This is a genomic window from Luteimonas sp. MC1572, from assembly GCF_016615815.1.
GTDB lineage: Bacteria > Pseudomonadota > Gammaproteobacteria > Xanthomonadales > Xanthomonadaceae > Luteimonas.
Genome location: NZ_CP067112.1, coordinates 2,030,062 through 2,051,337, shown reverse-complemented (window position 1 = coordinate 2,051,337; position 21,276 = coordinate 2,030,062). Strand labels below are relative to the sequence as shown.

At 70.5% G+C, this 21,276-nt stretch carries 19 protein-coding genes; 17 read left to right on the top strand and 2 right to left on the bottom strand.

What is annotated here, in order from left to right:
* The first annotated feature begins 23 nt into the window (after nucleotides 1–23).
* The 5 genes from mltG to JGR64_RS09290 all read left to right on the top strand — a co-directional run bounded on the left by mltG (nucleotide 24) and on the right by JGR64_RS09290 (nucleotide 5,295).
* Nucleotides 24–1,079 carry an endolytic transglycosylase MltG gene (gene mltG, locus JGR64_RS09310; protein ID WP_199373077.1) on the top strand — a complete coding sequence of 352 codons (1,056 nt, stop codon included), beginning with the start codon at nucleotides 24–26 and terminating at the stop codon, nucleotides 1,077–1,079.
* Nucleotides 1,076–1,717 (top strand): dTMP kinase, encoded by a 642-nt coding sequence (tmk, locus tag JGR64_RS09305; RefSeq protein ID WP_233348043.1) that lies wholly within the window; start codon nucleotides 1,076–1,078, stop codon nucleotides 1,715–1,717. Before mltG ends, tmk begins: the two co-directional genes overlap by 4 nt.
* Entirely contained in the window at nucleotides 1,714–2,760 is a 1,047-nt protein-coding gene (locus JGR64_RS09300) for a DNA polymerase III subunit delta' (protein WP_199373076.1), read from the top strand. Before tmk ends, JGR64_RS09300 begins: the two co-directional genes overlap by 4 nt.
* Nucleotides 2,757–3,113, top strand: a complete 357-nt coding sequence (locus JGR64_RS09295) for a PilZ domain-containing protein (protein WP_199373075.1) — start codon at nucleotides 2,757–2,759, stop codon at nucleotides 3,111–3,113. Before JGR64_RS09300 ends, JGR64_RS09295 begins: the two co-directional genes overlap by 4 nt.
* Before the next feature lie 481 nt (nucleotides 3,114–3,594).
* Nucleotides 3,595–5,295, top strand: a complete 1,701-nt coding sequence (locus tag JGR64_RS09290; protein WP_199373074.1) for a hypothetical protein — start codon at nucleotides 3,595–3,597, stop codon at nucleotides 5,293–5,295.
* 40 nt (nucleotides 5,296–5,335) lie between these two features.
* On the opposite strand, the gene JGR64_RS09285 is transcribed toward JGR64_RS09290, so the two are convergent.
* Nucleotides 5,336–7,390, bottom strand: a complete 2,055-nt coding sequence (locus tag JGR64_RS09285) for a 3-hydroxyacyl-CoA dehydrogenase NAD-binding domain-containing protein (protein ID WP_199373073.1) — start codon at nucleotides 7,388–7,390, stop codon at nucleotides 5,336–5,338.
* Nucleotides 7,391–7,587: 197 nt separating this feature from the next.
* Between JGR64_RS09285 and rpoE the strand changes: the two genes are divergently transcribed.
* The 9 genes from rpoE to recO all read left to right on the top strand — a co-directional run bounded on the left by rpoE (nucleotide 7,588) and on the right by recO (nucleotide 16,431).
* Nucleotides 7,588–8,202 (top strand): RNA polymerase sigma factor RpoE, encoded by a 615-nt coding sequence (gene rpoE, locus JGR64_RS09280; RefSeq protein ID WP_199373072.1) that lies wholly within the window; start codon nucleotides 7,588–7,590, stop codon nucleotides 8,200–8,202.
* A gap of 9 nt (nucleotides 8,203–8,211) precedes the next feature.
* Nucleotides 8,212–9,285 carry a sigma-E factor negative regulatory protein gene (locus JGR64_RS09275; RefSeq protein ID WP_199373071.1) on the top strand — a complete coding sequence of 358 codons (1,074 nt, stop codon included), beginning with the start codon at nucleotides 8,212–8,214 and terminating at the stop codon, nucleotides 9,283–9,285.
* A gap of 69 nt (nucleotides 9,286–9,354) precedes the next feature.
* Entirely contained in the window at nucleotides 9,355–10,863 is a 1,509-nt protein-coding gene (locus JGR64_RS09270) for a DegQ family serine endoprotease (RefSeq protein WP_199373070.1), read from the top strand.
* Between the two features lie 157 nt (nucleotides 10,864–11,020).
* On the top strand, nucleotides 11,021–12,814 hold the full coding sequence (gene lepA / locus JGR64_RS09265) for a translation elongation factor 4 (RefSeq protein WP_199373262.1): 1,794 nt from the start codon (nucleotides 11,021–11,023) through the stop codon (nucleotides 12,812–12,814).
* A 22-nt stretch (nucleotides 12,815–12,836) separates the two neighbouring features.
* On the top strand, nucleotides 12,837–13,628 hold the full coding sequence (lepB, locus tag JGR64_RS09260; protein WP_199373069.1) for a signal peptidase I: 792 nt from the start codon (nucleotides 12,837–12,839) through the stop codon (nucleotides 13,626–13,628).
* A gap of 55 nt (nucleotides 13,629–13,683) precedes the next feature.
* Nucleotides 13,684–14,064 carry a DUF4845 domain-containing protein gene (locus JGR64_RS09255; protein ID WP_199373068.1) on the top strand — a complete coding sequence of 127 codons (381 nt, stop codon included), beginning with the start codon at nucleotides 13,684–13,686 and terminating at the stop codon, nucleotides 14,062–14,064.
* Complete coding sequence (gene rnc, locus JGR64_RS09250) at nucleotides 14,051–14,734, top strand: ribonuclease III (RefSeq protein ID WP_199373067.1); 684 nt, start codon at nucleotides 14,051–14,053, stop codon at nucleotides 14,732–14,734. The genes JGR64_RS09255 and rnc overlap by 14 nt, the downstream gene beginning before the upstream one ends.
* On the top strand, nucleotides 14,731–15,666 hold the full coding sequence (gene era / locus JGR64_RS09245) for a GTPase Era (RefSeq protein WP_199373066.1): 936 nt from the start codon (nucleotides 14,731–14,733) through the stop codon (nucleotides 15,664–15,666). Before rnc ends, era begins: the two co-directional genes overlap by 4 nt.
* Before the next feature lie 18 nt (nucleotides 15,667–15,684).
* Nucleotides 15,685–16,431 (top strand): DNA repair protein RecO, encoded by a 747-nt coding sequence (gene recO / locus JGR64_RS09240; protein WP_199373065.1) that lies wholly within the window; start codon nucleotides 15,685–15,687, stop codon nucleotides 16,429–16,431.
* On the opposite strand, the gene JGR64_RS09235 is transcribed toward recO, so the two are convergent.
* A complete protein-coding gene (locus JGR64_RS09235; protein ID WP_233348041.1) occupies nucleotides 16,407–17,129 on the bottom strand; it encodes a response regulator in 723 nt (240 codons plus the stop codon). The two genes, recO and JGR64_RS09235, sit on opposite strands and share 25 nt — an antisense overlap.
* Before the next feature lie 34 nt (nucleotides 17,130–17,163).
* Between JGR64_RS09235 and JGR64_RS09230 the strand changes: the two genes are divergently transcribed.
* The 3 genes from JGR64_RS09230 to rlmD all read left to right on the top strand — a co-directional run bounded on the left by JGR64_RS09230 (nucleotide 17,164) and on the right by rlmD (nucleotide 21,241).
* Complete coding sequence (locus JGR64_RS09230; protein WP_199373063.1) at nucleotides 17,164–19,194, top strand: hypothetical protein; 2,031 nt, start codon at nucleotides 17,164–17,166, stop codon at nucleotides 19,192–19,194.
* A gap of 24 nt (nucleotides 19,195–19,218) precedes the next feature.
* Nucleotides 19,219–19,827, top strand: coding sequence for a YdbL family protein (locus JGR64_RS09225; protein WP_199373062.1), 609 nt, complete (start codon nucleotides 19,219–19,221; stop codon nucleotides 19,825–19,827).
* A gap of 82 nt (nucleotides 19,828–19,909) precedes the next feature.
* A complete protein-coding gene (gene rlmD / locus JGR64_RS09220) occupies nucleotides 19,910–21,241 on the top strand; it encodes a 23S rRNA (uracil(1939)-C(5))-methyltransferase RlmD (RefSeq protein WP_233348039.1) in 1,332 nt (443 codons plus the stop codon).
* The last annotated feature ends 35 nt before the right edge of the window (nucleotides 21,242–21,276 follow it).

The following is a 21,276-nucleotide window of genomic DNA, read 5'->3' as shown; positions in this document are numbered from 1 at the left end:
ATCATCCCCGCGGGTCCCGCCGCATGAGTGCCTGGTCGGCGCTGAAGCGCATCGCACTGGCCCTGTTCCTGCTGTCCGCGCTCATTGTCGGCGGCGCGGCGTACTGGGGCTGGACGCACTACACGAGCTTCGCGTCGGCGCCGTTGCCGGGTGTCGAGGAGGGTGACAGCCTGGTGGTCGAACGTGGCGATTCGCTGCGCCGCGTGGTCACCCGCCTGCGCGGGCAGGGCAACTCCGCGGGCAGCGACATCGAGTGGCGGCTGCTTGCGCGCCAGCTGGGTGCGGGCGACCGCATCCAGGTCGGCGAGTACGCGCTGGAGCCCGGCATCACGCCATCGCAGCTGCTGCTGCGGATGCGCGACGGCAAGGTGGTGCACCATCGCGTGACGATCGTCGAAGGCTGGAACATCCGCGAACTGCGCGCGGCGCTTGCGCGTGCCACGCCGCTGGTACAGACCCTGCACGAGCTCGATGATGCCGCGTTGATGGCGGCGCTGGGACGCGAAGGCGTGCACCCCGAAGGCCGCTTCCTGCCCGAGACCTACGCCTACACCACCGGCGACACCGACCTCGACCTGCTTCGCCGCGCGGCGGCAGACCTCGACAGCGCGCTCGACGCCGCCTGGGACGCGCGCGCCGACAACCTGCCGATCTCGTCGAAGGACGAAGCACTGGTGCTGGCGTCCATCGTGGAGAAGGAAACCGGCATCGCCGAGGAGCGCGCGCGCATCGCCGGCGTGTTCACCCGTCGCCTGCGCATCGGCATGCGCCTGCAGACCGACCCCACGGTGATCTACGGCATGGGCAGCAGCTACGCCGGCAACATCCGCCGCGCCGACCTGCTCGCCGATACGCCGTACAACACCTATACCCGCGACGGCCTGCCGCCGACGCCGATCGCCATGGCCGGGCGCGATGCGCTGCGCGCCGCGACGCAGCCCGCGGAGGGCGATGACCTGTATTTTGTCGCCGTCGGCGATGGCAGCGGCCGCCACGTGTTCTCGCCGTCGCTGGATGCGCACAACACCGCCGTGCGCGAGTACGTGCGCCGCTACCGCCAGCAGCACGCGCCGCGATGAACGCGTTGCCGATGCATCCGCGGCTGGTCTCGCTGGAAGGCGGCGAGGGCGCGGGGAAGACCACGGTGTTGGCCGCACTGCACGCCGAACTGGCCGCTGGCGGCGACGAGGTGCTGGTGACCCGAGAGCCCGGCGGCACGCCGCTGGCCGAGATGATCCGCGAACTGCTGCTGTCGCCGCGGCACGAGCCGCCGGCGGCGGAAACCGAACTGCTGCTGATGTTCGCCGCGCGCGCGCAGCACGTGCGCGAGGTGATCAACCCGGCGCTCGCACGCGGCGCCTGGGTGCTTTGCGACCGCTTCACCGATTCCAGCTTCGCCTACCAAGGTGGCGGCCGCGGGCTGGATCCCGCGCTCATCGAAACGCTGGAGCGCGGCGTTGTCGGCCTGCGCCCGGGGCTCACCCTGCTGCTCGATCTCGACGTCGCCCAGGGCCGCGCCCGGACCCGCGGCCGCGATCCGCAGCCGGACCGCATCGAACGGGAGCGCGACGAGTTCTTCGAGCGCGTGCGCGCCGCGTTCCTTGCGCGCGCGGAGGCCGATCCGGCGCGCTTCCGCGTCATCGACGCGTCGCGCGCCGCAGGCATCGTGGCGGCAGACGCTGTGGCGCGGCTGCGCGAATGGCGACACGGCGCATGATGCCGACCGACGCCATGGCGCCCTGGCAGCAGCGCGTCCACGATCACGCCGCGGCCGCCATCGATGCCGGGCGGATGGGGCACGCGCTGCTGTTCTGCGGACCGGCACGGCTGGGCAAGCGGCGCGTCGCCGAGCAGCTTGCGCAGCGCGTGCTGTGCCTGGCGCCCGACACTGGCCTGCGCCCCTGCGGTGCCTGCCGCGCATGCCGGCTGTACCTGTCGCGCAGCCAGAAGGATCCGCTGGAGGAGCGCCCCGACAAGGCGCTTGCGCATCCGTTCGGCCATCCGGCGCACCCCGATGCGGTGTTCGTCGGCTATGCATGGCGCTTCACGCCCTCGCCACCACGTCAGATGACGCAGATCTCGGTCGACCAGGTACGCGAACTCTCCGAACGCCTGTCGACGACGCCGCAGTACGGCACCGCCAAGGTCGCGATCATCGAGCCGGCGGACGCCATGAACGAGGCGGCCGCCAACGCACTGTTGAAGACGCTCGAAGAGCCGGTACCCGGGCGTTACCTCTGGCTCATCACCGACAACCCGGCGCGCCTGCCGGCGACGATCCGCAGCCGCTGCCAGCGCCTGGAGTTCCGCATTCCGCCCGCGGACGAAGCCGCGGCCTGGCTGCGGGCACAGGGCCATCCCGCGGCCGCTGCCGTCGAAGCGCTGGCTGCGGCACGCGGCCATCCCGGCCTCGCCGACGCGTGGCTGCGCGACGGAGGGATGGCGCTCCGCAAGGCGGTCGCGGCCGAGCTTGGCCGGGTGGCGCGCAACGACGCTTCGGCGCTCGAGATCGCGAAGGCCTGGACCGGCGATGACGATGCCGACAAGCGCCTGCGGCACGCGGCGGACATCGCGGTTGCCGAAGCGGCCGGCTTGACCGATCCGCTGCGAATCCGGAAGCTGGCCGCCTGGTTCGATGCCGCCAACCGCACCAGGGACCTGCTGCGCACCACGGTGCGCGCGGACCTCGCGGTCGCCGAACTGCTGCTGTCCTGGCGCAGTGCGGCCGGTGGCGACACGGCAAGGGGAGTGGCGAAATGAGTTCAACCGGTGGTGCGCGGCAAGGCATCCTGTCCCTCGCGGTCAAGGACAAGGCGCAGCTGTATGCGGCCTACATGCCGTACCTGAAGCACGGCGGGATCTTCGTGCCCACCACGCGGCGGTACTTCCTCGGCGACGAGGTCTTCGTGCTGCTGACCCTCCCGGAATCCAGCGAACGCCTGCCGGCCGCCGGCAAGGTGGTCTGGGTGACGCCGCCGGGCGCGCAGGGCAATCGCACCGCCGGCATCGGCGTGCAGTTCGCCGACACCGCCGAGGGCGAGAACGTGAAGGGCAGGATCGAGACGCTGCTGGCCGGCACGCTGACCGCGGAGAAGCCCACGCACACGATGTAGGGCGCGCGGGTGGCGGGTGCCGGGTACCAAGGCCCTTTGGGGGCTCATGTCCCCCGGCGATGGCCTGCGGCCACCGCCTCCTCCTTGACTTCGCCCTCAAGGCCTTGGCACCCGGTGCGCCGCACTACGCCATGGTTTGAGAAGCACGCCCCGCGATCCCGCGCATGCCGCCGGTACTGGCAGCCAGCCCACCGCCCCGAAGTGGCCGGGAGGCCTTCGCGGGGAAGTAAAGGAGGAGGCATCCGCCGCCAGGCGGATCCGGGGGACATGAGCCGCGAAGGCCTCCCGGCCACCACAGGGGCCCTCCGAGCCCCGGCTCAGCGATCACCCTTCACGCCGGTGGCGAAACCGTTTCTCGGTCACTGACCAGGGCCCCACACAAGAGCGCGAAGGGGCCAGTCCGCGGGAGCGATCGCGCCTGTCCGCCCGCCATCCGGCACCGCGTTGTCCGGTGAGTGTCGTCCGTTGCCGGAGGCCTCCCATGGACCGTCGAATCCCCGTTTCCGTGTCGTGCGCCGTAGCGGCGCTGGCCCTCGCCTGTGCCGGCTGCGGCCAGCACGCCTCCACGGCGGACGCGCCGCGGTCGTCACCCCCGGAAATGGCCCTGGTCGGCGCGGTGCTGCTGGAGGGACTGGGCGATTACAGCTTCCCGGTCAGCAGTACCCATCCCGAGGTGCAGCGCTGGTTCGACCAGGGCCTGGCGCTGACCTACGGCTTCAACCACGACGCCGCCGAACGCGCCTTCCTCAAGGCCACCGAACTCGACCCGGCGTGCGCGATGTGCTGGTGGGGCGCGTCGCTGGTGCTCGGCCCGCACGTCAACGCCGCCATGGATCCCGCCGACAACGCCGACGCCTGGAGCCGGCTGCAGCGCGCGCGTGAATTGGCGCCGAAGGCGACCGCCCGCGAGCAGGCATTCATCGAGGCGCTGTCGGCACGCTACGCCGCGCAACCGCCGGAGAATCGCCGCCCATTGGACGAGGCCTATGCCACGGCAACCGGCACGCTGGTGAAGCAGCGCCCGGATGACCTCGATGCGGCGGTCCTGCATGCCGAGTCGCTCATGGACCTGCAGCCCTGGGACTACTACGACGCCTCGCTGCGGCCCAAGGGCCATACCGCCGAGATCGTGCGAGTGCTGGAGTCGGTGATCGCGCGTGATCCCGAACACGCCGGCGCGCTGCACCTGTACGTGCATGCGGTGGAGGCGTCCGCCGATCCGCAGCGCGGCGTGGTGGCCGCCGACCGCCTGCGCGAACTGATCCCGGGCTCGGGGCACCTGGTGCACATGCCCGCGCATATCTACGCCCGCGTCGGCCGCTGGCACGACGCCGTGCTCGCCAACAAGCGCGCCATCGAGGCCGATGACGCGTATCTCGCGATCTGCCGCGGCAACGTGCAGGGCGTGTATCCCCTCGGCTACGTACCGCACAACCACCATTTCCTGTGGTTCGCCGCGAGCATGGAGGGCAGCAGCAAGCTTGCCGGCGAGGCCGCGCGGCACACGTCCGAACGCACCAACTTGCCGGAGCTGATGCGCCAGCCGGGGTTCGCCGGGCTGCAGCACTACTGGATGACGCCGTGGTTCGAGCGCGTGCGCTTCGGGCGCTGGGACGAGATCGCGGCCGCGCCCAACCCGGCCCCGGACCTGCCCTACGTCACCGCGATCTGGCACTACGCGGAAGGCATGGCGGCCGTGCGGCAGTCGCGACCGGCCGATGCCGACCGCCACCTCGCTGCGTTGCGACCGCTTGCCGCGGACCCCGCGATGGACACCTTGATGGTGTGGGACCGCTATCCGCTGGCGCACTCGGCGCGAATCGCCGAGCGCGTGCTCAGCGCCGAAATCGCCGCCGCGCGTGGTGACCATGTTGCGTCGGTAGCGGCGCTGCGCGAAGCCGTGAAGATCGAAGACGGCATTCCCTATGACGAACCACCCGGCTGGCATGCGCCGGTGCGCCACACCCTGGGCGCAGTGCTGCTCGACGCGGGGCGCGCGGCGGACGCCGAAAAGGTCTATCGCGAAGAGCTGCGCCGCAATCCGGGCAATGGCTGGTCGCTGTTCGGCCTGGCCAAGAGCCTGGACGCGCAGCGCAAGACCCGCGAGGCGGCGGATGCCAGGCGCCGGTTCGCGGCGGCCTGGCAGAACGCGGATATCGAGCTGACAGCGTCGCGGATGTGATGGTGCGGAAGGGCACGCCAGGTGCCCTTCCGCCGCGGGGTCAAGCCCGCAACGCCGGTGAATCCCACCCCGGTCGGGGGGCGAAACGATCGCCGTGGGTCGCCTGCAGCGCCTTGAGCCGGGCGAGGATCACGTCGACGCCGGTTTCGCGCACGTACTGGATCGGGCCGCCGCGGAACGGCGCGAAGCCTGTCCCGAAGATCACCCCGGCATCGAGCAGGTCGGCGTCGGCGACAACGCCGTCGTGCAGTGCGGCGACCGCTTCGTTGATGAGCGGCAGGATCAGGCGATCCTCGAGGTCGGCGGGCACCGGGTAGTCCTTCGGCACCTCCGGCTTCTTCGCCTTGCCCTCGGCCCACGTGTACAGGCCCTGGCCGTCCTTCTTGCCGCGCTTTCCTGCTTCCGGCGGCGAGGACAGCGAAGCGGGGATCGGCAGGCCAAGGAACGGCGCGAGTTCCGCGCCCACGCCCACCGCCACGTCCAGGCCCACGGTGTCGATCAGCTCGATCGGCCCCATCGGCATGCCGAACTTCACCGCCGCCTTGTCGATCACCGCACCCGGGATGCCGTCCGCGTACGCGGTCGCGGCCTCGAGCATGTACGGGAACAGCAGGCGGTTGACGAGGAAGCCCGGCGTGCCCGTCACCGGCACCGGCAGCTTGTCGATCGCCTTGCAGAATGCGGCCAGGCGCAGCTCGGTCGTCGGGTCCATGCCGTCATGGCGGACGATCTCGACCAGCGGCATCATCGCCACCGGGTTGAAGTAGTGCAGGCCGGCGAAGCGCGCCGGCTGTGCCAGGCCGCCACGCAGGTCGTCGAGCGGTATCGACGAGGTGTTGGTGGTCAGCAGCGCTTCGGCCTTCAGCCGCGGCTCCACGCTGGCATACAGCGCGCGCTTGGCGTCGGGCTGTTCGATGATCGCCTCGATCACCAGGTCCGCCGCCGGCAGGCCGTCGCCGGCCAGGTCCGCCTTCAGGCGCGCAGATACCGCGGGGCGCTTGGCCTCGTCCTTGACCTTCTTCGCGAACAGCTCCTGCGCGCGCGCCATGGCCTTGTCGATGAAGGGCTGCTCGCGGTCCTGCAGGGTGACGTCGAAGCCCTTGTAGGCCGACCAGGCGGCAATGTCGCCGCCCATCACGCCGGCGCCGACCACGTGCACGCGCTGGATGCCACTGTCCTTGCCGCCCAGGCCCTTCAAGCGCTCCTGCAGGAAGAACACCCGCGTCAGGTTGCGCGCGGTGGGCGTGCCGGCCAGCTTGACCACCGACTTGCGCTCGGCCGCGAGGCGCTTCTGCACGCCGCCCCCGCTGCGCCGCCAGGTCTCGATCAGCGCGTAGGGCGCGGGGTAATGCTCCTTGCGTGCCTTGCGCGCGACCTGCTTCGCCAGCATCGGCGCCAGCAGCTGTCGCGCCGGCCAAGTGTTGGTCAGCCAGCCGGTGGCGCGCTGCTTCAATGGACGCACGCGGCCGCCGAGCGCCAGCGCCACGGCCGCGTCCACCAGGCGCGCGGGCTCGACCACCTCGTCGACCAGGCCGATGCCGCGCGCGGCCGACGCCGACAGCGTGCGGCCGGTCAGCATCATGTCCATCGCCGCTGGCGTACCGACCAGGCGCGGCAGGCGCACGCTGCCGCCCCAGCCGGGATAGATGCCGAGCTTCACCTCGGGCAGCCCGATGCGCGTGGAGGGATCATTGCTGGCCACGCGGTAACGGCAGGCCAGCGCGATCTCGGTACCGCCGCCCATGCAGAAGCCGTGGATCGCGGCCACCGTGGGGCAGGGCAGGTCGGCCAGGCGCTGGAACGCCTGCTGGCCGCGGCGGATCGAGTCGCCGATGGTGCCCTTGGCATCGAACGCGGCGAACTCGCGGATGTCTGCGCCGGCGATGAAGCCGCGCGCCTTGCCGGAGCGCAGCACCAGGGCCTTGGGCGGGTCGAGCGCAAGGCGTTCCAGCAGCGCGTCGAGTTCGACCAGCACATCCTGTGCAAAGGTGTTCACCGACTCGCCGGCGCGGTCGAACGTCAGCAGCACGACGCCATCGGCACGCTGTTCGGCTTGCCAGTGGCTGAAGCGCAGACCATCGAGGCCAGCAATCATTCGGAACCATCCGTTAGGGTACGTACGGGGACCTATGATCCAGAGTCCGTTCAACCCGCGTCAAATCGGACCGCTGGACCACCTTCGCCTTGCGACGGTGGCCTGCGGGCCCCAGATCATCCGCCAGCCGGGAACTTTTCCCGCCGCACATGGTCACAAGCCCCGCCTGCAGGCCGGGCGGAAGGAGCGCCGGGCCCATGGCCGAAAGCGACACAGAACACCTCGATCACGATCTGGTGCGCCGCGTTCAACAGGGCGACACCGCGGCGTTCGACCTGCTGGTACGCAAGTACCAGCACCGCATCGCCGCCCTGATCGGGCGCTACATCCGTGACTGGAGCGAATGCCAGGACGTGGCCCAGGACACCTTCATCCGCGCCTACCGCGCGATCGGCAGTTTCCGCGGCGATGCACAGTTCTATACCTGGCTGCACCGCATTGCCGTGAACACCGCCAAGAACCACCTGGTGGCCAGCAATCGCCGCCCGCCGACGGACGACGTGGAGATCGAGGATGCCGAACATTTCGATTCCGCGATCCGCCTGCGCGACAACGACACCCCGGAGCGTGAACTGATGCGCCAGCAGCTGGAACAAACGGTGATGCGCGCGGTCGAAGCCCTGCCCGAAGAGCTGCGCACGGCGATCACGCTGCGCGAAGTCGAAGGCATGAGTTACGAGGAGATCGCGCAGCGCATGGATTGCCCGATCGGTACGGTCCGCTCGCGGATCTTCCGGGCCCGCGAGGCGATCGACGTCGAACTCGCGCCACTGATGGACAACGAAACCGCGTCCCAACGCGCGGTGCGATAGAGCATGACGATGAACCACGACGCAGAAGACCTGGAGTTCGAGCCGGCCCCGCCGGACAAGCTCTACACCCACAACCGCCGCCAGCTGTCGGCGATGCTGGATGGCGAGCTGTCGCCGGACCAGGCGCGTTTCATGCTGCGCCGGCTGCAGCACGACACCGAGCTTGCCGACTGCTGGGAGCGCTGGCAGGTCTGCGGCGACGTGCTGCGCGGGCAGGGCCATGCGCTGCTGCCCGCGGATTTCTCGCGGCGGGTGGCGGCTGCAATCGCCGCGCCGGATTCCGAATCGGTTGCCGCACAAACGTCTGTCCGGACCGGCAACCGGCGTCCGCGCGTGCTGCGTTGGGGCGGTGGTGCGCTGGCGGCCTCGATGGCACTCGTTGCACTGTTCATGGCCCGGCAGCTTCCGGACAGCCAGCTGCCTGCAGCGGGAGTCGGCGGCGACGTGGTGGCTGAGGCGACCACCGCGCCGCCCGGCGCGCAGCAGGCGCAGGAGGGTCTGGCGCGCATGCCTGAGGCAGCAGCCCGGACTGCCGTTCCAGGTGGTGATCTGGTGGCGGGTGGTGGCGCTCCCGCCTCGCCTGCTCCGGAAGGCAGCGAGGGTGCATGGGCCGCGGCAACTGGTGTGGCGGTCGCGGAGCTGCCGCGACGTGCCGCCGAGCGGCGTTCACGCGGCCAGTCGCAGCGTGCCGCCCGCCGTGTCGCGGCGGCCACTGCGCCGGCCCGGGGAATCGTGGCCACGGCCGCGTCCATGGCGCCGGCGATGGAGCCGTCAGCAACCGGCAGCGCGATGCCGCTGTTTGCCGACGCGCCTGATGCGCGCACGTTTGGCGCGCCGGCGGGTGCGCTGTTTGGCGGTCAGCCGGTCGCGCCGTCACGTCCATGGCCGCGTGCGGTCCTGCCCGGTATTGCCGCCGGCAGCCAACCGTTCTCGGCGCGTTACGGCTTGCCTTCGGCGCCCTCCGATGCCGCATTTGCACCGTTCCAGCCGCGGCTGGTCGAACCGTTCCCTGCCCGCCCCAATCCCGAGCCGGGCACCGAGGCCCGCGACGCGCAGCCCGATCCCGGCACTGGCGCCGACTGATTCGCGCCCGCGGCTCCCGTCGCCGCGGGCACCCCCCTTGACCCGCCCTTTATCGAGGCCGAATCCCCGATGAAATCCCCTGTGTACGCCCTTGCCCTGGTCACCTTGACCGCCGCCGGCACTGCCGCGGTCATCCTGCCGGCCGCCACCGCCCAGTCCAACGCCGCCGCGGTGCCCGCCGCCGCGCCGTCGCCATCGATGGTCTCCGGGCTGCCCGATTTCACCCGGCTGGTCGAGCGTGTCGGCCCCGCGGTGGTCAACATCGAGGCCGTGACTGGCGGCACGGCCGCGGCCCAGCCCCAACAACAGCAGCTGCCGGACGAGATGCCCGAGTTTTTCCGGCGCTTCTTCGGGCCGGGCTCGCCATTCCCCGGCATGCCGCAGGATCCGGGCGGTAGGCGCGGCATGTCGATGGGCACCGGGTTCCTGATCTCGGCCGATGGCTACGTGCTCACCAACCACCACGTGGTGGCTGGTGCCGACGAGCTGAAGGTCAAACTGTCGGATCGCCGCGAGTTCACAGCCGAGCTTGTCGGCGGCGACGAACAGTCCGATGTCGCCCTGCTCAAGATCAAGGCCGGCGGCAGCCTGCCGTACCTGCGTGCCGGCAACTCCGCGGCGCTCAAGCCCGGCCAGTGGGCGGTGGCGATCGGCTCGCCGTTCGGCCTCGACCAGTCGGTCACCGCCGGCATCATCAGTGCGGTGGGCCGGTCCAATCCCTACGCCAACCAGCGCTACGTGCCCTTCATCCAGACCGACGTCGCGATCAACCGCGGCAACTCCGGCGGGCCACTGCTCAATACCGCCGGCGAGGTGGTGGGCATCAACTCGCAGATCTTCTCCAATTCCGGCGGCTACATGGGCGTCAGCTTCGCGATCCCGATCGACGTGGCCATGAACGTCGCCGACCAGCTCAAGACCACCGGCCAGGTGAAGCGCGGGCAGATCGGCGTGCAGGTGCAGCAGATCACCGCTGATGGCGCGCGCGGCCTGGGCCTGCCGGATACGCTGGGCGCGCTGGTCGCCGACGTGGTCCCGGACGGGCCCGCGTCCAAGGCCGGGCTGGAACGTGGCGACGTGATCCGCGAGATCGACGGCGTGCGGGTCACGCAGTCCAGCGACCTGCCGCCGATCGTCGGCGCCAAGGCGCCGGGCAGCCGCGCCACCCTGAAGGTCTGGCGCGATGGGCGCAGCCGCGACGTCACGGTGACGCTGGGCGAACTGGACGAGGGCGTGGCCAGCGTCCGCCCCGCGCAGGGCAGCGCGCAGCCGGCCAAGTCGAGCAACCCGCTCGGCCTGGTGGGGCAGGAGCTGTCAGCAGCGCAGCGCCGGCAGCTTGAGCTGCCGGCGGGCGACGGCGTAGCCATTGCCCGCGTCGAGGGGCTGGCGGCACGCGCCGCGGGCATCCAGCCCGGCGACGTGGTGCTGTCGGTGGGCCGCAAGGGCGTGGGTTCGCCGGCCGACCTGGATCGCGAGCTTGCCGCGGTCCGCCCTGGCCAGACGGTGATGCTGCTGGTTCGCAACCGCAGCGGCGGGACCCAGTTCATCGCGGTGACGCCACGCGCAGCCGCGCAATAGTGCGGAGCGGGGCGGGGCCGTGGCGCAGGCCACGGTTCCCGCCGCAGCCCGGGCCTGCACGGCCGGCGCGGGGCTTGGCCCTCGCTGTGCGACAATCTTCGGTTTGACGCCACAGCCGCATCAGCGGCACGACCTGCCGCCCATGCCCCCCGATTCGATGCGGAACATCCGCAACTTCTCCATCATCGCCCACGTCGACCACGGCAAGTCCACGCTGGCCGACCGCATCATCCAGATCTGTGGCGGCCTGACCGCGCGCGAGATGGAGACGCAGGTCCTCGACAACAATCCGATCGAGCGCGAGCGCGGCATCACCATCAAGGCACAGTCGGTGTCGCTGCCGTACACCGCGCGCGACGGCCAGACCTATTTCCTGAACTTCATCGACACCCCCGGCCACGTCGACTTCAGCTACGAGGTCAGCCGTTCGCTGGCCGCCTGCGAAGGCGCGCTGCTGGTGGTCGACGCCGCGCAGGGCGTCGAGGCGCAGTCGGTCGCCAACTGCTACACCGCGGTGGAGCAGGGCCTGGAAGTGGTGCCGGTGATCAACAAGATCGACCTGCCCACCGCCGACATCGAGCGCGCCAAGGCCGAGATCGAGGCTGTGATCGGCATCGATGCCAGCGACGCGGTGGCGATCAGCGCCAAGACCGGGCTCAACGTCGAGGACGTGCTCGAGGCCATCGTGCAGCGCATCCCGCCGCCCGCGCCGCGCGAGACGGACAAGCTGCAGGCCCTGATCATCGACTCCTGGTTCGACAACTACCTGGGCGTGGTGTCGCTGGTGCGGGTGATGCAGGGCGAGATCAAGGCCGGCGACAAGATGCTGGTCATGTCCACCGGACGCACCCATCAAGTGGACAAGGTCGGCGTGTTCACGCCCAAGCGCAAGGAACTGGCGAAGCTCCGCGCGGGCGAGGTGGGCTGGATCAACGCGTCGATCAAGGACGTGCACGGCGCGCCGGTCGGCGACACGCTCACGCTGGCCACGGATCCGGCGCCGGCACCGCTGCCGGGCTTCCAGGAAATGCAGCCGCGTGTGTTCGCCGGCCTGTTCCCGGTGGATGCCGACGACTACCCGTCGCTGCGCGAAGCGCTCGACAAGCTGCGCCTCAATGACGCCGCGCTGCGCTTCGAGCCCGAGAGCTCCGAGGCGATGGGCTTCGGTTTCCGCTGCGGCTTCCTCGGCATGCTGCACATGGAGATCGTGCAGGAGCGCCTGGAGCGCGAGTACGACCTCAACCTCATTTCCACCGCGCCGACGGTGGTGTACGAAGTGCTGAAGACCGACGGCAGCATCCTCACCCTCGACAACCCGGCCAAGCTGCCGCCGGTGAACCTGATCGAAGAGGTGCGCGAGCCGATCATCCGCGCCAACATCCTCACGCCGCCGGATTACGTGGGCAACGTGATCACCCTGTGCGAGGAAAAGCGCGGCAGCCAGATCGGCATCAACTACCTAGGCAGCCAGGTGCAGATCAGCTACGAGCTGCCGATGGCGGAAGTCGTGCTCGACTTCTTCGACCGCCTGAAGTCGGTGTCGCGCGGCTACGCGTCGCTGGACTACCAGTTCCTGCGCTTCGATGCCGGCCCGTTCGTGCGCATTGACACCCTGATCAACGGCGACAAGGTCGACGCGCTGTCGCTCATCGTTCACCGCCAGCACGCCGACCGCCGCGGCCGCGACATCACCGAAAAAATGCGCGAACTGATCCCGCGGCAGATGTTCGACGTGGCCATCCAGGCCGCGGTCGGCTCGCAGATCATCGCCCGCACCACGGTCAAGGCGATGCGCAAGAACGTGTTGGCCAAATGTTATGGTGGCGACATCTCGCGCAAGAAGAAGCTGCTCGAGAAGCAGAAGGAAGGCAAGAAGCGCATGAAGCAGGTCGGACGCGTCGAGATCCCGCAGGAAGCCTTCCTCGCGGTACTCCAGGTCGACAACAAGTAGCCGAACCGGGGACGCCGCGATGATGAAATGGTTTGAATTGGGACTCGTGCTGCTCACCTTCCTGAGTGGCCTCGTCTGGCTGCTCGACAGGCTGGTGTTCGCCAAGCGCCGGGCCGCTGCCGCCGGGCTGCTGGAACCGCAGGAGCCGGTGGTCGTCGACTACGCGCGCGCCTTCTTCCCGATCCTCGCGGTGGTGCTGGTGCTGCGGAGCTTCATCGCCGAGCCGTTCCGGATCCCGTCGACCTCGATGATGCCCACGCTCCTGGTCGGCGACTTCATCCTGGTCAACAAGTTCGCCTACGGCCTGCGGCTGCCGGTCAACAACCACAAGGTGGTCGCCATCGGCGAGCCTGCGCGTGGTGACGTGGTGGTGTTCCGCCCGCCGCAGTACCCCGACCAGGACTGGATCAAGCGCGTCGTAGGCCTGCCGGGTGACCGCATCGCCTACCGCGACAACACGGTGTTCGTGAACGGCGACGCGGTGGCGAATGCGCCCGTGGGCCGCTACGTGGGCAAGGGCCGCGGCGACGAGATGTCCGGCGCCACCCTGCTCACCGAGGACCTCGGCGGGCGCCGCCACGAGATGCTCGAGGTCGACAGTCCGCTGTTCGCCAACCACGGCGTGGGCGAGTGGACGGTGCCGGCCGGCGAGTATTTCGTCATGGGCGACAATCGTGATAGAAGCGACGACAGCCGCTTCTGGGGGACCCTTCCGGAGAGCCAGCTACGCGGCAAGGCCTTCCTGGTGTGGATGAATTTCGACAGTTCCGCCGGTGGGGTGGATTTCGGCCGCATCGGCACGCGCATTCCCTGAGCCGTCGGCACGGGGCATGGACACTGGTGTTCTAGGGGATCGAGGGGAAACTGCTATGAGGAATTCGCAACGCGGCATCACCCTGCTGGGGTTCGTCATCGTGCTGGGCGTGGTCGGCCTGTTCGCCTATGTCGGCATGAAGCTGTTCCCGATGTACTCCGAGTATTACAGCGTGCGGTCCGCGCTCAAGGGCCTGTCGCAGGAGCCGGGGATCGCCAACACCGATCCGCGCAAGATCCAGGACCTGTTCTTCCGCCGGCTGTACATCAGCTACGCCGAGAACGTGAAGGCCGAGCACGTCAAGATCAAGCGCGTCGACAACGGCTGGCAGATGGACGTGAGCTACGAGGTGCGCAAGCCGGTGATCGCGAACCTCGACGTGGTCGGCAGGTTCGACACCACGCAGATGTTGACCAGGTCCGGTGATACCAACTGATGCCGGCGGCGTCCGCTTCGCGGGGCATGTGTTCCGCGACGGCGGCTTGCTTGCGCAGGCGCTGACCCACCGCAGCGCCGGCGCTCCGCACAACGAGCGGCTGGAATTCCTGGGCGACGCGCTGGTCGGCCTGATCGTCGCCGAGGCGCTGTACCTGCGCTGGCCCAAGGCCGACGAGGGCGTCATGACCCGCGCCCGCGCCGAGCTGGTGCGGGAATCCTCGCTGGCGCAGATCGCACGCGACCTCGACCTCGGGCCACGCATCACCCTCGGCCCGGGCGAGATGAAGTCCGGCGGCCACCGTCGCGATTCCATCCTGTCCGATGCGCTCGAGGCGCTGGTGGGCGCCATCTACCTCGACGGCGGCTTTGACGCCTGCTGCACCGCAGTGCTGCCATGGTTCGAGCCTGCGCTCGCCGGGCTTGCCGCGGGCCGCATCGGCAAGGACCCCAAGACCCGGCTTCAGGAGTGGCTGCAGGGCCGCCAGCGCCCGTTGCCGGTCTACGATCTCCTGTCCGAGGCCGGTGACGAACACGCCAAGGTCTTCCACGTGCGCTGCACGCTGGTCGAACCCGCGCTGTCGGCACCGGGCGAGGGCAGTTCGCGCCGCGCCGCCGAGCAGGCCGCCGCGGGCGCAGTACTCGCAAAACTGGAAGCAGACAAGCCATGAACACACCCCACGACGCCGAAGCCGGCCACCGCAGCGGCGCCATCGCCGTCATCGGGCGGCCCAACGTCGGCAAGTCCACGCTGGTCAACGCCCTGGTCGGCGCCAAGGTCAGCATCGTCTCCAACCGCCCGCAGACCACGCGCCACCGGCTGCTCGGCATCGCCACCGTGCCCGGTGGCCAGCTGTTGCTGGTCGACACGCCCGGCATCCACCGCGGCGAGCGCAGCCAGTCGGCGACCGCCATGCACCGGATGATGAACCGCGCCGCGCGCGGCGCGCTGGAAGGGGTCGAGGCCGTGGTGCTGGTGGTCGAGGCCGGCCGTTGGGACGAGGAAGACACGCTGGCCTATGAATCGCTGCGCGAGGCCGCGGTGCCGGTGGTGCTGGTGGTCAACCAGGTCGACCGCATCCGCGACAAGGCGGCGCTGCTGCCGTACCTGCAGCAGGTCACCGAAGGCCGCGAGTTCGCCGGCGTGCATCCGATCTCGGCGCTCAAGCGCAAGGGCCTGGAGGCGCTGGTCGCCCAGCTGCTGACGCTGGTGCCCGAGCAGCCGCCGATGTACGCCGAGGACGAGATCACCGACAAGAGCCAGCGCTTCCTCGCCGGCGAGATGCTGCGCGAACAGCTGATGCGCCAGCTCGGCGCGGAGCTGCCGTACGCCACCACGGTCGAGATCGAGTCGTTCACCGAGGAGGCCACGAAATCCGGGCCGATGATGCGCATCGGCGCGGTCATCTGGGTGGAGCGCGACGGCCAGAAGGCGATCGTGATCGGCAAGGGCGGCACGCGCCTGCGCGAGATCGGCAGCAAGGCGCGGCTGTCGATGGAGCGGCTGTTCGGCTGCAAGGTGTTCCTGGAGACCTGGGTGCGCGTGCGCCAGGGCTGGTCCGACGACGAAGCCGCGTTGCGTACCTTCGGCTACGACGAATAGCGCCCATACAATGCGCGGATGCGCTTGCTCGGCCAGCCCGCCTATGTCCTCCATGCCCGGCCGTGGCGTGAGACCAGCCTGCTGCTGGAGGTCCTGACCGCCGAGCACGGGCGCATGGGGCTGGTGGCGCGCGGCGTGCACGGGCCGCGGCGACAGGCACTGCGCGCAGCGCTGCAGCCGCTGCAGCACATCCGCTTCGACGCCGTGCAGCGCGGCGAGCTGGCGCACCTCAACGCCGCCGAGGCGATCGATGCCGCGCCGAGGCTGCAGGGCGAGGCGATGCTTGCCGGCTTCTACGTCAACGAACTGCTGCTGCGGCTGGCACCGCGCCAGGATCCTCAGCCGGAGCTGTACGCGCTCTACGGTGAGCTGCGTGCGCGGCTTGGCGCCGGCGAGCCGCTGGCCTGGACACTGCGCCGCTTCGAGCGCGACCTGCTTGACGCGCTCGGCGTGGGCTTCGACCTTGCGCACGACGGCGACGGCGTGCCGCTGGACCCGGCGGCGCGCTACCGGCTCGATCCAGAGCAGGGCCCGCATCGCGTGCGCGGTGAGCGCGACGGCGAGCGTTCGCGCAGCGCGACCGGGCGTGCGCTGCTGACTTTGGCGGCTGACGACGCACCGCCACCGCCGGAGGAGCTGGGCGGGCTGCGGCGCGTGCTGCGCGAGGTGCTGGTCGCCCATCTCGGCGCACGGCCGCTGACCTCGTGGCAGCTGATGGCCGATCTCGGCCGGCTCACCACTCAGGGCGGTGGCAGCAGGTCCTGAGCGGCGTCCGTGAACGCCTGCAGCGCAGCGGCGGATCCGGGCGCGCCTTCCAGTGCGGCCACCGCGTCGGCAAGGCGCGCCGCACCCACGAAGCCGCAGCTCGCGCGCAGCCGGTGCAGGGCATCGCGCATGCGGCGTTCGTCGCCGTCGCGGGCCGACGACGCCACCAGGTCGCGCGCAGCCGGGAGTTCGTCGAGGAACAGGATGCGCAGCGCATCGACGTGCGCGCGCTCGCCGTTGAGCGCACGCAGCGCGGCGAAGTCGTCCCAGGTGGGCGGCGGGCCAACCACATCCGCGGCGTCGCCGGCCACGTCCTCGGCGACGCGCGGTGGCCGCCATGTGCCGATCGCATCGGCCAGGGACGCGCGCAGGGCGGACGCCGAAAGCGGCTTGACCAGCACGGATGCGAAGCCCGCGGCGCGCAGCTCGTGGTGCAGCCACGGATCATGCGCGGCGGTGTGCGCGATCGCGGGCGTGGTCAGGCCGAGTGCGCGCAGCTCGGCCAGCAGGCCGGCGCCGTCGCCATCGGGCAGGTGCGCATCGACCAGCCACAGCGCGTGGCCGGCGTCGGAGGCCTTGGCAAGCGCCGCGAGATGGCTGTCGGCCATGTCCACGATGGCCGGCAGCGCTTCGATGGCGGCGGCCATGAAGGCGGCGGTGGTGGGGTCGTCCTCGACCAGCAGGATGCGTGGCTTCATCGGTGCGTGTCGTCCTGTCGTTATTCTGGCGGCCATGCCGAGGGCGATCTTACCGCTGCTTCTACTGCTGCTGCTGGGTGCGGCAGATGCGGCGTGGGCGCGCACCCTGTCGGCGACGATCGCGCGCGTGACCACGCCGGTGGCAAGCCTCGAGGGCGTCGAGATGCGGGTGCATTGGCCGGCGGGCGCTGCCGAAGGCGAGCTGCAGCTGCGGGCCGCACGGGTGGACGCGCCGGACCTGGGCTACCGGTTCCGGGACGTCGACTGGCGCTGCCCGCTGCGTCGCGATGGCCAGGGCTGGCGCTGCGATGGCCAGGTCCGCCAGCAGCGCGGCGCGCCGCTGCGGCTGGCATTGGCGCTGGCGCCGCGCATGGCGAACGTGGACGCATCGCTGTCCGCGGCGGGCGGAGGCGGTCGGCCGCGCCTGGCCGTGCATTACGATCGCGCCGCGCCGGACATCACGCGCATCGATCTTGCGGCCGTGCCGGTCGCTTGGGCGCAGGCCCTGGCCAGCCAGGCCTGGTCGGCTGGCCGATTCAGCGCAGGCACGCTCGATGGAACGGTCCGCGTGCACGCTCCCCGCGATGGTCCGCTGCACGTGCAGGCACCGCTCACGCTCGACGGCATCGGGTTCGACACCGCCGACGGCAGCATGGCCGGCGAAGGGCTGGATGCGGAGCTGCGCATCGACTGGCGCGCGCTGGCCGCGGGGCCGCGCATCACCGTCGACGGCGCGCTGCGCGGCGGCGAGCTGCTGTTCGGCAATGCCTACGTCGCGCTGCCAGCGCACCCGGTGGCCGTGCACGTGGCGCTGCAGGGTGGTGCCGATGGCTGGACCGTTCCGGCATTCTCCGCCAGTGATCCCGGCGCGCTGGAGGTCAGCGGGCATGCGGCGCTGGCTGGCGATGGCACCGTGCGCAGCCTCGACCTGTCGTTGCGCAGCGATGCGGTGGCGGCACTGCCCGAACGCTATCTCTCCGGCTGGCTGGGCATCGCGGGCCTGACCGGCCTGACGCTCGAGGGCGCGCTGTCGGCCGAACTCGCGCTGCGCGACGGGAGCCTGCACGCGCTGGCGCTGCGTCCGGTCACGCTGGACGTGGCGGCGCCCGACGGACGATTCGCCTTCCACGGACTGGACGGCGAGCTGCGCATCGTCGCCGACGGCAGCGCAGACAGCGCGCTCGGCTGGCGCGGCGGTGCGCTGGGCGATATCGCGTTCGGGGCTGCACGCCTGCCCTGGCGCAGCCGTGACGGCCGACTGGCGCTGCGCGAACCGGTGCGCGTGGCGCTGCTGGGTGGAGAGCTCGCACTGTCCGGCCTGTCGCTGGCCCTGCCGCGCGACGGCAGGGGGATGGAGATGGAAGGCGCCGTGGCCGTCGAGGCGCTGGACATGGCGAGCCTGGCGAAGGCGCTCGGGTTGCCGGCATTCCCGGGCACGCTGTCGGGCGTCATCCCGCGCATGCACTATGCGGCCGAGCGCCTCGCCTTCGATGGCGGCCTGTCGATGCGTGCCTTCGACGGCGAGGTGCGGGTGTCCTCGCTGGCCATGGAGCGGCCGTTCGGCGTGGCGCCCACGCTATCGGCCGACATCGTGCTCGACGGCCTCGACATGCAGTCGCTGACCGGTGTGTTCGATTTCGGCAGCATCAGCGGGCGCCTGCACGGCCAGGTGCTGGGCCTGCGCCTGGTCGACTGGCAGGCCACCGCCTTCGATGCCGAGCTGCACACCGAAGCCAGGCGCGGCGTGCGCCAGCGCATCAGCCAGCGCGCCGTGCAGAACATCTCCAGCGTCGGCGACGCCTCGTTCGTGACCAGCCTGCAAGGGCAGTTGCTGGCGGTGTTCGACGACTTCGGCTATCGCCGCATCGGCATCTCCTGCCGGCTGGCCAACGGCGTCTGCGCGATGGCTGGGCTTCATCCGCGCGGCGCCGGGTTTGCTATCGTCGAAGGTGCCGGCCTGCCGCGCCTGGACATCGTCGGCTACAACCGCAACGTCGACTGGGAGACCCTTGTCGAACGCCTGGCGGCGGTGGGCTCCGGCGATGTCGCCCCCGTATTCGACTGATCGACCGCGTCCGAGGAGGACTGCATGCGCCACTGGATGGGATTGCCGTTTGTCGCCGCGCTGGTGCTCACCGCCTGCGTCACCATCAATGTCTACTTCCCCGCGGCCGAGGCACGCGAGGCGGCGCGCGAGTTCGTCGAGAAGGTGATCGGCGACGAGGCCGCACCCGAGGCCATGCCCGCGCCCGGCGGTGGCATGGCGATGGTCCCGACCGAGCGTGCATCGCACCGCGTGGCCTTCGATCCGTGGATGCTGCTCGGCATCGCGCCGGCCCACGCGCAGGCGCCGGACATCACCATCCGCACGCCCGCCATCCAGGCGATCCAGTCGCGGATGGAAGCGCGCTTCGACAGCCTGCGCCCGCACTTCGACAGCGGCGCGCTGGGCTTCGGGGGCGATGGCCTGCTGGTGGTGCGCGAGGCGGCCCAGGTGCCGCTCAAGGATCGCGTGGCGGTGAACGCGGCCGTTGCCGACGACAACCGCGACCGTAAGGCGGTGTATCGCGAGATTGCCGTTGCCAATGGTCATCCCGAGTGGGAGGCGCAGATCCGCGACGTGTTCGCGCGGCAGTGGATCGCAAGCGCGCGGCCGGGATGGTGGTACCAGCAGGGCGGGGCCTGGAAGCAGAAGTAGGCGGCGCGCCCCAGCCGCCGGGCGGCGCCCGCGCCGGCGGCTTCTGCGACAATGTGCGGCCGTTTCCGAGGGCCGCAACGCCTTGGCTCGCATCGACCAGACCCCTTTCCAGGCCGAGATCCTCGACCTCAGCCATGACGGCCGCGGCGTTGCCCGGCGCCCCGAAGGCCACGTCAACGCCGGCAAGGCGGTGTTCGTCGCCGGCGCACTGCCGGGCGAGGTCGTCATGGCGAAGCAGACCGCGCGCTCGCGGCATTTCGATGAAGCCGAAGCGGTCGAGGTGCTCACCGCCTCGCCGGAGCGCGTCGTGCCGCGCTGCCCGCACTTCGGCACCTGCGGTGGCTGCACGTTGCAGCACCTGGCCGAGGACCGCCAGATCGTCGCCAAGGCGCGGGTGTTGAACGACAACCTCGCGCGCATCGGCCACGTCACCCCGGATGCGGTGCTCGCGCCGCTGAGCGGCGCCGCGTGGGGCTATCGCCGCAAGGGCCGCTTTTCGGTGCGCCGCGTCGAAAAGAAGGGCAGGACGCTGGTCGGGTTCCGCGAACGCGACCCGCGCTTCGTCGCCGAGCTGCGCGAATGCCACACCGTCATCCCGGCGCTGGGCATGCGCGTCGAGGCGCTGGCGGCGCTGGTCGACTCGCTGGACGCGCGCAGCGACATCCCGCAGATCGAGTTCATCGCCGGCGACCACACCATCGCGCTGGTGTTCCGCCACCTGCAGCCGCTGGGCGACGCCGACCGCGCGCGGCTGGTGGCGTTCGCGCAGGCAAAGGGCTTCGCTGTATTCCTGCAGCCGGGCGGACCCGACTCCCTGCAGCCGCTGTGGCCCGAGCAGGTTTCGCTGTCATTCCGCCTGGCGCCATGGGACATCGAACTCGGCTTCCGCCCGCTGGACTTCATCCAGGTCAACGCCGACCTCAACGAGAAGATGATCGCGCACGCGCTCACCCTCCTCGACGTGCAGCCGGGCGAACGCGTGCTCGACCTGTTCTGCGGGCTCGGAAATTTCACCCTGCCGCTGGGTCGGGTGGCCGCCGAAGTGGTCGGCGTGGAAGGCGATGCCGGGCTGGTGGCGCGCGCGCGTGAAAACGCCGAGCGCAACGCCATGCCGCACGTCAGCTTCCACGCGGCGGATCTTTCCACCGATCTTTCGCGCGAGCCGTGGATGCGCGCCGGCTTCGACAAGCTGCTGCTCGATCCGGCACGCGCCGGCGCACTCGATGTGCTGAAGCAGCTGCCGCTGAAGGGCCTGAAGCGCATCGTCTACGTCAGCTGCCATCCCGGCTCGCTGGCGCGCGATGCCGGCTACCTGGTCAACGAGCGCGGCTGGCGGCTGCGTTCGGCCGGGGTGATGGACATGTTCCCGCATACCGCCCACGTCGAATCGATCGCCGTGTTCGAACCGGCATGACGCGGCCCGGCGGCGCACACACACACGCAGGAGTT

Bases quoted from the DNA above. Each gene is read 5' to 3' on its own strand.
- JGR64_RS09255 (WP_199373068.1), top strand. From the start codon at position 13,684: ATGAGGAATTCGCAACGCGGCATCACCCTGCTGGGGTTCGTCATCGTG.
- JGR64_RS09230 (WP_199373063.1), top strand. From the start codon at position 17,164: ATGCCGAGGGCGATCTTACCGCTGCTTCTACTGCTGCTGCTGGGTGCG.
- JGR64_RS09295 (WP_199373075.1), top strand. From the start codon at position 2,757: ATGAGTTCAACCGGTGGTGCGCGGCAAGGCATCCTGTCCCTCGCGGTC.
- rpoE (WP_199373072.1), top strand. From the start codon at position 7,588: ATGGCCGAAAGCGACACAGAACACCTCGATCACGATCTGGTGCGCCGC.
- JGR64_RS09300 (WP_199373076.1), top strand. From the start codon at position 1,714: ATGATGCCGACCGACGCCATGGCGCCCTGGCAGCAGCGCGTCCACGAT.
- lepB (WP_199373069.1), top strand. From the start codon at position 12,837: ATGAAATGGTTTGAATTGGGACTCGTGCTGCTCACCTTCCTGAGTGGC.
- JGR64_RS09235 (WP_233348041.1), bottom strand. From the start codon at position 17,129: ATGAAGCCACGCATCCTGCTGGTCGAGGACGACCCCACCACCGCCGCC.
- recO (WP_199373065.1), top strand. From the start codon at position 15,685: ATGCGCTTGCTCGGCCAGCCCGCCTATGTCCTCCATGCCCGGCCGTGG.
- JGR64_RS09225 (WP_199373062.1), top strand. From the start codon at position 19,219: ATGCGCCACTGGATGGGATTGCCGTTTGTCGCCGCGCTGGTGCTCACC.
- JGR64_RS09270 (WP_199373070.1), top strand. From the start codon at position 9,355: ATGAAATCCCCTGTGTACGCCCTTGCCCTGGTCACCTTGACCGCCGCC.
- mltG (WP_199373077.1), top strand. From the start codon at position 24: ATGAGTGCCTGGTCGGCGCTGAAGCGCATCGCACTGGCCCTGTTCCTG.
- era (WP_199373066.1), top strand. From the start codon at position 14,731: ATGAACACACCCCACGACGCCGAAGCCGGCCACCGCAGCGGCGCCATC.
- tmk (WP_233348043.1), top strand. From the start codon at position 1,076: ATGAACGCGTTGCCGATGCATCCGCGGCTGGTCTCGCTGGAAGGCGGC.
- JGR64_RS09275 (WP_199373071.1), top strand. From the start codon at position 8,212: ATGAACCACGACGCAGAAGACCTGGAGTTCGAGCCGGCCCCGCCGGAC.
- JGR64_RS09290 (WP_199373074.1), top strand. From the start codon at position 3,595: ATGGACCGTCGAATCCCCGTTTCCGTGTCGTGCGCCGTAGCGGCGCTG.
- lepA (WP_199373262.1), top strand. From the start codon at position 11,021: ATGCGGAACATCCGCAACTTCTCCATCATCGCCCACGTCGACCACGGC.
- JGR64_RS09285 (WP_199373073.1), bottom strand. From the start codon at position 7,390: ATGATTGCTGGCCTCGATGGTCTGCGCTTCAGCCACTGGCAAGCCGAA.